This is a genomic window from Parashewanella spongiae, assembly GCF_004358345.1.
Lineage (GTDB): Bacteria > Pseudomonadota > Gammaproteobacteria > Enterobacterales > Shewanellaceae > Parashewanella > Parashewanella spongiae.
The window spans coordinates 1,463,272-1,476,026 of the sequence record NZ_CP037952.1; the positions used below are offsets into that span (position 1 = coordinate 1,463,272).

Genomic DNA, 12,755 nt, shown 5'->3' on the forward strand with positions numbered 1-12,755 from the left:
GCTTTTGAGCATTCACTGTTCTGTGTTGTGACCAGCTCACTTAGATGGCTAAGCATCACTGCTCACGCTTTAAACAGATAAATGCTCAAATAGCACAAAATTTAATCCTGAAAGATCAACAGCCCCTAGGGTTCGCAAGTATTATTTGTGAAATATTTTATAGAACTACGAATTTAAATACATATTTTTAATTAAGTACCTAGTCAAATGCTTTTTTCTCAAGAAGTCGCTAATGACAGGCGTTTTAGCAAGAAAAATATTAGATTACATTTGACTGGGTACTTAAACCTAGCTCTAGTTTTATACAGTATTAACTCAAGTTTCGGAGTTCATTTTTAGCTAAAATCATGGGTACTTTTCAGTAGAAATAGCCTCTTGGCGTAATGTAAAAGTATCCATTTGCATAACTTGATTAAAAAACGAGGTCACTTCTTCGTTGATTTTATTCAGTATGATTTCGCTTTCTGTTGTTGATAACGAAGAAATACTAGAAACTGCATCGCTGATCAAAGCCTTAATTAAGCCCCATAATTTACAAGCAAAATCTAAATTTTGTAGACTGTCGCAAAGTAGGTTCCTTGAGTCACAGACTTTGCTGTTTTCATCATTTTGCTTCGCATGCAGAAGCAAACAAAACCTCAACCCTGTTAGATGAATTGAAGCAATATAAGCACTGTAATGACGACTTTGCTCACTCAAAAAGCCAAGATGTTGTTTGGCTTCCTTGAAGTACACTTCAATTCCCCAACGCAAAGCGTAAATCTCAAGAATTTTTTCATCGCTTAGCGAAGCGTCCGTACTTAAAAATAATGCCCAATCGTGTTTACCTGCTTTTTTCTTATCAGGATTAACACCTCGACAAAAGACGAGTTTAACCTTAATCCAATTCGGCTCAAGCTTTGCCGTTTCTGCTAGATTCAACTCAACGACAATGGACTTTGTTTGATAAGGCAACCCTGCTAGTTTTTGGCCATCGGCCTTTTACTTGAGTTTTGAATAGTTCGGCGGCACTGCACTCTGATTTATCCGCTAAGGGACGTGGCGGAAGAATGTATACCAATTTTATCGTCACTCCTGCGAACGCAGGAGTCCAGAGTCTTTGGTTAATTTGGGCACAAGTCGCTGGATACCTGCGTTCGCAGGTATGACAAATTAAGCGTTGAAATTTAAAGTGGTATTATTTGAACTGCGACATCCCTAAGCGGTACTTCATTTTGTTTTTTTCATTCGGAGAATAGCTGTCAAATCATGCTCAAGCGTCATGCTGATAATAGGCTTGGTGGCAAACCAAGAGTCTGCAAGAAAATAATCAGCTTCAATACCTACTCCCAGCGCACGTTTAACCATACCTGCAACCATAGCAGGCTTAGTTTGAGCCACAGATTGCTTGTAACGTTTAGCGACTATTGAGCGCTCATCTTTAAATTTACGGGTTAGAGGTTGTGCTTTGGTTTGACTGATGAAGAGTTCATTATCCAGTGGGACAAATTGACTATCAGAAGCGTAGCCAAAACTCAGTACTTGCTGTCCCATAACACAACGCCCTGTCAAATGGTCGAAGTGACTGGATACGCCGGGCATTTTCTTACCACGACGTTGCTTTACTGAATCATCGACAACAAAAGCTCTGACTTTACTCTTGCCTTCCTGTTTTATGAGTTTTTTAGCGGTGTAAAGTTGCAGTTTTCTCCAATTCAAGTCTTCTCGGTTGAGTAAATCATAAAGCACATCTTTCTTAGCAGAAGAAAAGCTGAGTAGTGACTCTTTAGCAAACATAGATATGGTATCAACCTTCAACCAATCCAAAGCATTAGTAAGTAAACGACTTCGGTTGCTTCAATACCCGAACGTTTACTGAAGCCACAAGATGTCAACATTGAAACAAAACCAAGCTGTTTCCATGATGTGCTTAACGAATTATCAATTTGAATGCCTGAACGCTGTAAAAAATTAGAAGTAAGTGATGGTAGAGAAAGTGATTTCATGTCAATATTTGTCTGAGCAACAAGATTATAACACATTAACTCTCATCTTTTCTTTATATATCAGTAAAATACGCTCACTTTATTATTGAATTTGAACTCCGAAACTTGAGTAATAACTGATCATTTACATATCATGCACGCATTTCTTTGACCGTATAAACCATTGCCAAAATGTGCTGAAGAAATTAAATCAACTTTTGGTGTAAGTGCTTTAGAGTTGCTTCGTAGAACCCACCCAAACTTATTAGAACTAGCTTATAAAACAGATGAACTGCCATTGGTTCATCAATTTCTTGAGCATTTCGAAATGCTGTTTAAATTTATGACTGAAAGTATGAATAAAAATGGGTATTTCAAATGTTCTATGTCTCTTTCTCATGTTTCAGATGATGTTGAGGTTGTTATTGCTAAGCATTTAAGCGAAAAAAACCGTTAGAAATTGAAGTTGATGGAATGAAAGCACAACTCACTAATAACGTTAAAAAAGATCTGCATAGGATGCATTTTTACTTTACAACAGTTAATGATGAAGGCCGTAAAATAAGTCATGATACTTATCGTATCGAATGGTCACAAAGCATTGAATTGTTACATAAAGGTTTAGTTAGTATTGCTGGTTTTTCTGTAGGGCGAGAATCTATCAATGCTCTTAAAATGGTGTGTACTATGTTGAACCAACAGGTATATTTTGCAGTTTTAGCTAATATGTTTGCCCGTGGAGTAGGAATAAGTTTTAAACAACCAAAAACTATCTATGGTAATGGTGTTAGTCAAAGTGATTGGATTAAAATACATGAGAATGGCACTATTAGTTTAGTTAAGGCGATTAAAATAGGTGCTTTTTGCACAGAGGTTAGCTATGGAGACAATACAGAAATATTGATTCAAATGAGTTGTTCGACTTTCTTTTCAACTCTGGTCTCCACAAAAACAGAAGGTGGATTAGCCGCGAAGTATTTTAAGTTACTGAAAAATGAAGCTGAAAAGCTTGAAGTTTGCGAAGCAAAGTTTGAGTTGAATTTTGTTTTAGACAAAGAGAAGGCAAAGAATGGAGATCTATCCCTGAGCATGAGGAACTCATCAGTTGTAATGGAAGGAAAGCTTGAAATATTGCAGGACGTGGATATATATGATCAACCCACAACTCGCGAAGAAACATCGTAGTAATTAAATCAACCTTTAAAGTAAGTTTTTGTATTTAAGTGTTAATTTCGGTATTTTGAGCCCTCTGTAATATAGGGTTAACTTGCTTAACTTTAGTGTAAATAATGCAGTATTTATTTTCGTCCTATTATTAATCGTATATACAGCATTACCTAGACCTAGAGATATTATTATAAAAATCCTCCGGTAGATTATCTTACACACTGAATGTTGACTTAATGTTCAACTAAATGAAAGGGGCTAAAAATTCACATCACACCTGAGTCTTGAAGTAGTAGATGTATAGTATATACTTGCGCAACTTATGCGTGTCTAAAAGCTCAAGAATGGAATTAATACGCGGGATTCATAATATTTTGCCAACACACCATGGTTGTGTGCTGACTATCGGGAATTTTGATGGAGTGCACCGTGGGCACGCTAAAGTGATCGCGAGCTTGATCGATAAAGCAAAGCACTTTTCCCTGCCCGCAACTCTAATGACATTTGAGCCACAACCTCAAGAGTTGTTTCGTGGTGAAAATGCTCCAGCCAGACTCAGTTTATTGCGTGATAAGGTATTATTACTGGATGAGTTAGGTATCGAACGACTTTTGTGTGTGAACTTCAACCATAAGTTTGCCACTATGCCTGCAGAAGAGTTTATTGAAGAATTACTCGTCAAACAACTTGGTGTCAGATATCTTGTTGTTGGGGACGATTTTTGTTTCGGTGCAGATCGTAAAGGCAATTTTGATATGTTGCTTAAAGCGGGCGACAAGCATGGTTTTACTGTTGTAAATACCAAGAGTTTCATAGTCGGAGATACTCGAGTGAGTTCTACTGCGATTCGAGAAGCGTTATCCCATGGCAATTTTGAGCTAGCAAGGCGCATGCTCGGACACCCTTACTTATTAAGTGGTCGAGTTGCACACGGTAAAAAAATCGGTAGAACAATCGGTTTTCCTACAGCAAATATTGCACTTAAGCGCAATGTCGTTCCCGTAAGAGGGGTATTTGCTGTTCGCTGTTTTTGGGATGGTAGCGATGTTTACGAAGGTGTGGCCAATGTTGGCTTTAGGCCTACAGTAAATGGGCAAGATTGTCAGCTAGAAGTCCATTTGTTTGATTTTGATGAGGACATTTATGGCCAATACATTGAAGTCGAATTGATGGCGAAAATACGTGAAGAACGGCCTTTTGAGTCGCTTGATGCACTAAAAAAACAAATTTTAAATGATGCGAATGAAGCAAAAGCTTTGTTTAGTAATGACGCCAGTTAGCTTTTATTTAAAGGCACTGGATGAGCAACGGTATGGGATCAATGAGCGACTATAAATCAACACTGAATTTACCGGAAACAGGGTTTCCGATGCGTGGTAATTTGGCAAATCGTGAGCCAGAAATGTTAAAACGCTGGAAAGAAGACGATTTGTATAAAGCAATTCGTGACAGCCGTACTGGACGCACGCCTTTTATTTTGCACGATGGCCCTCCATACGCGAACGGTAATATTCATATTGGTCACTCAGTAAATAAAATCTTAAAAGATATTATTATCAAATCTAAGACTATGTCTGGCTTTGACGCACCTTATATTCCGGGCTGGGATTGTCACGGTTTGCCAATCGAACTAAAAGTAGAGCAAAAAGTCGGTAAGCCTGGTCATAAAATCTCAGCGGCTGACTTTCGTGAGGAATGCCGTAAATATGCGGCTAAGCAAGTTGACGGTCAGCGTGATGACTTTATCCGTTTAGGTGTTTTTGGTGATTGGCAAAACCCTTATTTAACGATGGACTTTAGTACGGAAGCGAACATCATTCGTTCATTGTCTAAAGTTATCGACAATGGTCATTTACATAAAGGTGTTAAGCCTGTTCATTGGTGTACTGACTGCGGTTCTGCTCTCGCAGAAGCTGAAGTTGAATATGAAGATAAAACATCACCAGCCATTGATGTTGTATTTACAGCGGTTGACGGTGCTGATGTCGCAAGCAAATTTGGTGTGAGTGATTATCCACATACGGTTTCAACTGCAATTTGGACGACAACACCTTGGACTCTGCCTGCAAACCGTGCGTTAGCCGTAAGCGGTGAGCTCGATTACAGCTTGGTTGAATTTACTAAAGATGGTAACACTCAAGCGCTCATTATTGCTGGAGTACTGGCTGAAGACTGCGTAACTCGTTATGGTGCTGAAAGTCATACAGTACTTGGCAGTGCTAAAGGTGCTGAGCTAGATTTATTGCGCTTTAACCATCCATTTTACGGCTTTGATGTACCAATGATCCTAGCTGAACACGTGACTACCGATGCTGGTACTGGTGTTGTTCATACGGCACCTGGTCATGGTCAAGACGATTTCGTTGTTGGTCAAAAATATGGCTTAGAGGTCGCAAATCCAGTGGGTGATAACGGGGTTTATAAAGCGGATACAGAAATTTTTGCGGGTCAGCACGTATTTAAAGCAAACAAAAATGTGGTCGAACTGCTTGCTGAAAAACAAGCGTTGCTGAATCATGAAAATATTCGTCATAGCTATCCACATTGTTGGAGACATAAAACACCGATTATTTTCCGTGCTACTCCGCAGTGGTTCATCTCAATGGACAACAATAAGCTTCGTACCCAAGCTTTGAGTGAAATAGAGCAAACTCAATGGATACCTGAATGGGGACAAAGTCGCATTGAAAAAATGGTTGAGAATCGTCCAGATTGGTGTATTTCACGTCAACGTACCTGGGGCGTTCCAATCACTTTATTTGTGAATCGTGAAACTGATGAATTGCACCCTGACAGCGTATCCATGATGGAACGAGTAGCGCATCGTATTGAACAACAGGGTATCCAAGCTTGGTTTGATTTAGAGCCAGAAGAGTTATTGGGTGATGAAGCCGAACAATACCGTAAAATAACTGATACGTTAGATGTTTGGTATGACTCGGGTTCAAGCTTCTCTTCTGTTGTCGCATCACGTCCAGAATACAATGGCGCAGAAATTGACTTGTATCTCGAAGGTAGTGATCAACATCGAGGATGGTTCATGTCATCCTTGATGATTTCAACCGCAATGCATAATAAAGCGCCATACAAACAAGTACTGACTCACGGATTTACCGTTGATGGACAAGGACGCAAGATGTCTAAATCCATTGGTAACGTTATTTCTCCACAGCACGTAACCAATAAATTAGGTGCAGATATTCTCCGTTTGTGGGTTGCTGCCACTGATTACAGCGGTGAAATGACGGTTTCTGATGAAATTCTAAATCGCAGTGCAGACTCTTATCGCCGTATTCGAAATACCGCACGTTTCTTATTAGCGAACTTAAATGGTTTTAATCCAAAGACTGATACCGTTGCTGTGAGCGATATGGTGGCATTAGATCGTTGGATTGTAGGGCGTGCGAATACTCTGCAACAAGAAATCATTGAAGCTTATGAACAATATAACTTCCATTTGGTCACTCAAAAATTGATGCACTTCTGCTCAATTGAATTAGGTAGCTTCTATTTAGATATTATTAAAGATCGCCAATATACAGCTAAAACCGATGGTCATGCTCGTCGTAGTTGTCAGTCAGCGTTATATTTAATTGCTGAAGCTATGGTACGCTGGATTGCGCCAATCTTAAGCTTTACTGCTGATGAAATCTGGCAGTTATTACCGGGCGAGCGTGATGCTTATGTATTCACTCAAGAGTGGTATCAAGGTTTAGAGTCAACAAGCACAGAAAATGATTTAAGTGATGAGTATTGGCAACAACTACAATCTGTTCGTAATGAAGTGAACAAAGTAATTGAGCAAGCACGCCGCGATAAACGCATTGGTGGTTCGTTAGAAGCAGAAGTGACACTTTATGCAACTACAGAGTTAATTTCAGAATTGGCGAAAGTCGGTGATGAGCTTCGTTTTATCTTGCTTACATCAAATGTGAATGTTCAGCCTTTAACTTCAGCTCCCGCAGAAGCTATTGAAACGGAACTTAGCTCATTAAAATTAGTCATTACTAAGAGTGAAGCTGAAAAATGTGAGCGTTGCTGGCATTACCGTGAAGAAGTCGGCAAAGTTGAAGCACACACAAGCTTATGTCAGCGTTGTGTGACTAATATTGAAGGTGAAGGCGAAGTTCGTCACTTTGCTTAACATACATATTCGCATAGCGAAAACTATATAAAGGAAATTGTATGCCGTTAGATTGGAAACAAAGTGGATTGAGATGGTATTGGGTTGTTGTAGTCGTATTTATAATCGATCAACTCACAAAACAGTGGGTCATTGCTAATTTTGATTTGTACGAATCAATCAATTTAATGCCACTGCTTAATTTTACTTATGTTCGAAATTACGGTGCGGCATTCAGCTTTTTAAGTGATGCAGGAGGATGGCAACGCTGGTTTTTCACTGCAATAGCCGTTGGGATCAGCGGCATTTTGTCATTCTGGTTACGGAAACAACCGAAAACAATGTGGCGCTTAAACTTAGCATTCACTTTGGTCATTGGTGGTGCACTAGGAAATTTAATCGACAGGTTGATGCACGGTTTTGTTATCGATTTTGTTGATGTTTACTGGAATACAAGCCACTACCCAGCCTTTAACGTTGCTGATTCAGCAATATGCATTGGCGCAGGATTAATTATCTTGGATGCATTTGTTGGTGAAAAGCCAACCACGGATACTCAGAAAAAGAAACAAGAGGTAAGTTAAGTGACTGATGCAACAGCTTATATCTGTCATGTGGAAGTTATTTTGGATGACGGCTCAACAGCTGATAGTACCAAAGCTTCTGGAAAACCAGCACGATTAAATATTGGTGATAAAAGTTTAAGCCCTGCATTCGAATCAGAGCTAGCAGGACTTAAACAAGGCGATAAGCACAAATTTACATTACAAGCTGTTGATGCATTTGGTGAGTCAAACCCAGATGCAATTCATTACTTAGATAAAACTCGTTTTCCAGCAGATATGACATTGGAAACGGGCGTAATTGTAAGCTTTGCTGGACCTGGTGGTAGTGAAATACCAGGAATAGTACGTGAAGTGGCGGGCGATTCGGTAACGGTGGATTTAAATCATCCACTTGCTGGTCAACCTGTTACTTTTGATCTCGAAGTTATGCAAGTAATATAAGTTGTTCAGGTTTTTAACCGGCGCCAAAACAGGTTTTATAAAAGATGCAGTCATCAGATAAAATTGAAATTCAACACATCGATGCCACTGGCATGAACATTATGCTTGCCAACCCAAGAGGTTTTTGTGCTGGAGTTGATCGTGCTATTAGCATTGTTGAACGTGCTCTAGAGTTATTTAAGCCACCGATTTATGTTCGACACGAAGTTGTTCATAATCGATACGTGGTACAGAATCTTAAAGATCGCGGTGCTATTTTTGTTGAAGAGTTAGATCAAGTTCCTGATGACTGTATTGTTATATTCAGCGCACACGGTGTTTCACAAGCGGTACGAGCAGAAGCAAAGCGTCGTAGCTTAAAAGTCTTTGACGCGACTTGTCCGTTGGTTACAAAAGTACATTTACAAGTGACTCGTGCTAGCCGTAAAGCCATTGAATGTATTTTAATTGGTCATGCTGGGCATCCAGAAGTTGAAGGTACCATGGGACAATACGATAACGCTGAAGGCGGTGTTTATCTGATAGAGTCCATTGAAGATGTTGAAAAACTAACACCTAAACATCCAGATAATTTATGTTTTGTTACTCAAACGACATTATCTGTTGATGAAACCATCGATATCATAGAAGCGCTTCAAGCCAAGTTCCCATCGATTGAAGGGCCAAGAAAAGACGATATTTGTTATGCAACTCAAAATCGTCAAGATGCAGTGAGGCATTTATCTCCTCAAGCTGACTTAATGGTTGTCGTAGGCTCAAAAAACAGTTCTAACTCAAATCGATTACGTGAACTTGCAGAAAAGAGCGGTATTGAAGCGCATTTGGTTGATAACGCCGATGATGTTGATGCGCATTGGTTTGATGGTAAAAACAAAGTAGCTGTTACTGCTGGGGCTTCTGCTCCCGAGGTGTTAGTTCAGCAAGTCGTTGATGCAATAAGCACTATAGCGCCAAGCGTAGTAACAGAAGTCGAAGGACGTAAAGAAGATACAGTGTTTGCGGTTCCTGCAGAACTTCGTTAAACCTAAATAAATTGGTTGGGAGCGTTCATTTACGTAGAAAAGATTACTGATAGTAAAGCTACGCTTTACTATCAGTAATCTTTTCTAGGCTTGAGAACGCAGTCAACTGATGTTTCCAAGTTTAATCTGCTATATAGATAATCTAGTCGTGGTATTTCTCAGCCGCATACAAGGTGTTTTCAAGTAAACTTGCAATTGTCATTGGCCCGACACCACCCGGTACAGGCGTAATCCAACTTGCGTGTTTTGTTGCAATGTCATATTCAACATCACCGATCAAACGACCGTTAGCAAGGCGGTTGATACCCACATCTATTACGATAGCTCCCGGTTTAACCCATTCGCCAGGGATAAAACCAGCCTTACCAACGGCGACAATCAATAAATCGGCTTGACGTACTTTTTCTTCTAAGTTTTTGGTAAAGCGATGACACGTTGTTGTAGTACATCCAGCGAGGAGGAGTTCGAGTGTCATTGGACGACCAACGATATTCGATGCACCGACGATAGTCGCATCAAGACCGTAAGTATCGATACCAGTGGACTCAATTAAGGTCATGATTCCTTTTGGAGTGCAAGGGCGTAATACTGGAATACGCTGGGCTAAACGACCTACATTGTAGGGATGAAACCCATCGACATCTTTATCAGGTTGAATTCGTTCAATAATTTTTTCTTCGTTGATGTGCTCAGGCAATGGCAGCTGAACTAAAATCCCATCGATTGTGGGATCTTGATTACATTTATCAATTAGTCTGAAAAGTTCAAGCTCTGTAGTGGTTGAAGGTAGATCAAAAGAACGAGAGATAAAACCTACTTCTTCGCAGGCGCGGCGTTTACTGCCAACATAAACTTCAGATGCAGGATCTTTACCTACTAATATCACCGCTAATCCCGGGGCACGTAACCCTTTATTTATGCGGTCACTGACTTTTGATTTCAGTGTCTTGCGAATAGATTGAGCGATCGCTTTGCCATCAATTATCTGGGCGGTCATGGGTGTAGGGTATCCTTTTTGTACGACGCGATTGGAGTTAATCGAGCGACTTCTCAGAAATGACTTGTATTTAAAAGCAATTTTTCGTCAATTCCCAGTTTCTTATAGTGAAACTTTTATTCAAGTCATAGTTCCTATGCTAAACATTGAACAAATCTTCATTGGTCTGGTAGATATCAACATGAGAAATCGAAAATATTTCCTGATTACTTACAAAGCTCAGTTAACTTTGTTGTCATTCCAGCGTAGGCTGGTATGACAATATCGTTACTGTATTGTTCAATGAGTTATTTTACCTACAGTAACTTTAGATGAGCTTAATGGGTAATCAGTAAATATTTTACCAGTGAGACGGAAAAGTGTCATGAACATTCCTTTCCTTTATTCGAAAAAAAAGAATCCGAAGTAAATTAGATTGATAATTCAGCACATGAAAGTATTTTTAAAAAAAATCGTTGACGAGTTATCAGCAAGGCATTAAGATTCGCCCCGTTCTAAAGTGCAGTACACATACTACTTTAGAGCTGACTCGGTGATTAGCGCAGCCCGGTAGCGCATCTGGTTTGGGACCAGAGGGTCAGAGGTTCGAATCCTCTATCACCGACCAATTTTATTGTCATTTACCCTTGTGAATGACTAGAATAGCTAATGAAGTTATTCAACGGTTTGGATTTGTTCTAAACATGCGCCCGTAGCTCAGTTGGATAGAGCATCCGCCTTCTAAGCGGATGGTCGCAGGTTCGAATCCTGCCGGGCGTACCATATTATGGTGATTGTAGCTCAGTTGGTAGAGTCCCGGATTGTGATTCCGGTTGTCGTGGGTTCGAACCCCATCAGTCACCCCATTCTTCTTGCATTAAGCAAAGAATATAAAAAAAGCGACCTAAAAGTCGCTTTTTTTATGCCTGTCATTCAGCGATTGACTATTGATACTCGACTCATTAGATAAGCATCGCTATAATGTCGCGTCTTAATATAATTGATTAGGCCGAACCCCAACTTTAAAGGGGCATAACGGTAAGTTTAGATAACTAAGAAACGAATACTTAACATAGCTGAACGATCGGCTATGACTAAAGGACGTTAGACAAATTTGAGGTAAAATAATGCAAGTTTCTGTTGAAGCAACTCAGGGCTTAGAGCGTCGCATGACTATTTCTGTGCCTGCAGGCGGTCTTGATAAATTAGTTAAAAGTGCAATGCTAAACGAAGCAAAACGTGCACGTATTCCTGGGTTCCGTCCTGGTAAAGTACCAATGAGCGTAATCGAAAAACGTTATGGTAAAGCAATTCGCCAAGAAATTTCGGGTGAATTCATGCAGCGTAACTTTATTGAAGCGATTATGGCTGAGAAAATTAATCCAGCGGGCGCACCAAAGTTCACAATGGGAACTACCGAAGGTGAGAACTTTGAGTTCACAGCAACTTTCGAAGTATATCCAGAAGTAGAACTTACAGGTTTAGATGCAATTGAAGTAGAAAAACCAACTTCAGACGTTACAGATGCAGACGTTGACAGCATGATTGAAACCTTGCGTAAGCAACATGCGACCTTTGAAGTTGTTGAACGTGCAGTTGAAGACGGCGACAAAGTCAAAATGAACTTTGTTGGTTCTGTCGATGGTGAAGAGTTTGAAGGCGGAAAAGCTGATGACTTCGAACTTGAAATGGGTTCAGGTCGTATGATCCCTGGTTTCGAAGAAGGTATACTCGGTAAAAAAGTCGGTGACGAATTCGAGATCGAAGTGACGTTCCCTGAAGATTACCATGCTGAAGACCTGAAAGGTAAAGGCGCTAAATTCGCCATTACTTTGAACGAAGTTCAAGGTGCTAATTTACCTGAAGTGAACGATGAGTTTGCTTCTAAGTTTGGTATTACAGACGAAGGTGTTGACGCACTTAAAGTTGAAATTCGTAAGAACATGACCCGTGAACTTGAGCAAGCATTAAAAGCTAATATTAAAGATCAAGTGATTAGTGGTCTTTTAGCCGCTAACGAACTTGATTTACCGAAGTCTTTGATTGACGGTGAAGTAGAAGTGTTACGTAAGCAAGCAATGCAACGTTTTGGTAACCAGCAACAAGCCGCAAACATGCCAGAACTTCCTGCTGAATTGTTTACAGAGCAAGCAGAACGTCGCGTAAAAGTTGGTCTTCTACTTGGTGAAGTGATCAAAGTTAATGAATTGAAAGCTGAAAATGATCGCGTTAAAGCATTAATTTCTTCAATGGCTTCGGCTTACGAAGATCCTTCAGAAGTTGTAGAGTACTACAACAAGAATGAAGAAATGATGCAAAATATGCGTAACGTTGCTTTAGAAGAGCAAGCTGTTGAAGCGCTTTTAGAAAAAGCTAAAGTTTCTGAAAAAGAAGTGGCATTTGAAGAGTTCATGAACAAAGCAACTGGTCAAGCATAAGCTACACTTGACTTGATTAGCTGTTAGCCATTTATAATGGCTCGTATGGGGCTTCTCG

12 protein-coding genes and 3 tRNA genes are annotated in these 12,755 nt (G+C 39.9%); 11 read left to right on the forward strand and 4 right to left on the reverse strand.

What is annotated here, in order from left to right:
• Window positions 1–345 precede the first annotated feature (345 nt).
• From E2I05_RS22960 to E2I05_RS05610, 3 genes are all read right to left on the reverse strand, one after another.
• Window positions 346–954 carry a transposase gene (locus tag E2I05_RS22960; RefSeq protein ID WP_133309497.1) on the reverse strand — a complete coding sequence of 203 codons (609 nt, stop codon included), beginning with the start codon at window positions 952–954 and terminating at the stop codon, window positions 346–348.
• Between the two features lie 255 nt (window positions 955–1,209).
• Window positions 1,210–1,776: a transposase gene (locus E2I05_RS05605; protein WP_145964465.1), complete on the reverse strand. Its 567-nt coding sequence runs from the start codon at window positions 1,774–1,776 to the stop codon at window positions 1,210–1,212.
• 17 nt (window positions 1,777–1,793) lie between these two features.
• Complete coding sequence (locus E2I05_RS05610) at window positions 1,794–2,021, reverse strand: hypothetical protein (protein WP_121854298.1); 228 nt, start codon at window positions 2,019–2,021, stop codon at window positions 1,794–1,796.
• A gap of 127 nt (window positions 2,022–2,148) precedes the next feature.
• Between E2I05_RS05610 and E2I05_RS05615 the strand changes: the two genes are divergently transcribed.
• The 7 genes from E2I05_RS05615 to ispH all read left to right on the forward strand — a co-directional run bounded on the left by E2I05_RS05615 (window position 2,149) and on the right by ispH (window position 9,283).
• Entirely contained in the window at window positions 2,149–2,421 is a 273-nt protein-coding gene (locus E2I05_RS05615) for a hypothetical protein (protein WP_121854299.1), read from the forward strand.
• Window positions 2,422–2,438: 17 nt separating this feature from the next.
• On the forward strand, window positions 2,439–3,149 hold the full coding sequence (locus tag E2I05_RS05620) for a hypothetical protein (RefSeq protein WP_121854300.1): 711 nt from the start codon (window positions 2,439–2,441) through the stop codon (window positions 3,147–3,149).
• 326 nt (window positions 3,150–3,475) lie between these two features.
• On the forward strand, window positions 3,476–4,411 hold the full coding sequence (ribF, locus tag E2I05_RS05625) for a bifunctional riboflavin kinase/FAD synthetase (protein ID WP_121854301.1): 936 nt from the start codon (window positions 3,476–3,478) through the stop codon (window positions 4,409–4,411).
• Between the two features lie 41 nt (window positions 4,412–4,452).
• Window positions 4,453–7,275 (forward strand): isoleucine--tRNA ligase, encoded by a 2,823-nt coding sequence (gene ileS / locus E2I05_RS05630; protein WP_121854312.1) that lies wholly within the window; start codon window positions 4,453–4,455, stop codon window positions 7,273–7,275.
• A gap of 41 nt (window positions 7,276–7,316) precedes the next feature.
• Window positions 7,317–7,838, forward strand: a complete 522-nt coding sequence (gene lspA, locus E2I05_RS05635) for a signal peptidase II (RefSeq protein ID WP_121854302.1) — start codon at window positions 7,317–7,319, stop codon at window positions 7,836–7,838.
• A complete protein-coding gene (fkpB, locus tag E2I05_RS05640; protein WP_121854303.1) occupies window positions 7,839–8,261 on the forward strand; it encodes an FKBP-type peptidyl-prolyl cis-trans isomerase in 423 nt (140 codons plus the stop codon).
• A 92-nt stretch (window positions 8,262–8,353) separates the two neighbouring features.
• Complete coding sequence (gene ispH / locus E2I05_RS05645) at window positions 8,354–9,283, forward strand: 4-hydroxy-3-methylbut-2-enyl diphosphate reductase (RefSeq protein WP_121854313.1); 930 nt, start codon at window positions 8,354–8,356, stop codon at window positions 9,281–9,283.
• Window positions 9,284–9,425: 142 nt separating this feature from the next.
• On the opposite strand, the gene folD is transcribed toward ispH, so the two are convergent.
• Entirely contained in the window at window positions 9,426–10,280 is an 855-nt protein-coding gene (gene folD / locus E2I05_RS05650) for a bifunctional methylenetetrahydrofolate dehydrogenase/methenyltetrahydrofolate cyclohydrolase FolD (protein WP_121854304.1), read from the reverse strand.
• A 530-nt stretch (window positions 10,281–10,810) separates the two neighbouring features.
• On the opposite strand from folD, the gene E2I05_RS05655 reads away from it, so the two are divergent.
• From E2I05_RS05655 to tig, 4 genes are all read left to right on the forward strand, one after another.
• Window positions 10,811–10,887: transfer RNA gene (locus E2I05_RS05655), tRNA-Pro, on the forward strand.
• Between the two features lie 78 nt (window positions 10,888–10,965).
• A tRNA-Arg gene (locus E2I05_RS05660) sits at window positions 10,966–11,042 on the forward strand.
• A gap of 7 nt (window positions 11,043–11,049) precedes the next feature.
• A tRNA-His gene (locus E2I05_RS05665) sits at window positions 11,050–11,125 on the forward strand.
• Window positions 11,126–11,386: 261 nt separating this feature from the next.
• Window positions 11,387–12,697: a trigger factor gene (tig, locus tag E2I05_RS05670; RefSeq protein ID WP_121854306.1), complete on the forward strand. Its 1,311-nt coding sequence runs from the start codon at window positions 11,387–11,389 to the stop codon at window positions 12,695–12,697.
• Window positions 12,698–12,755: the final 58 nt, after the last annotated feature.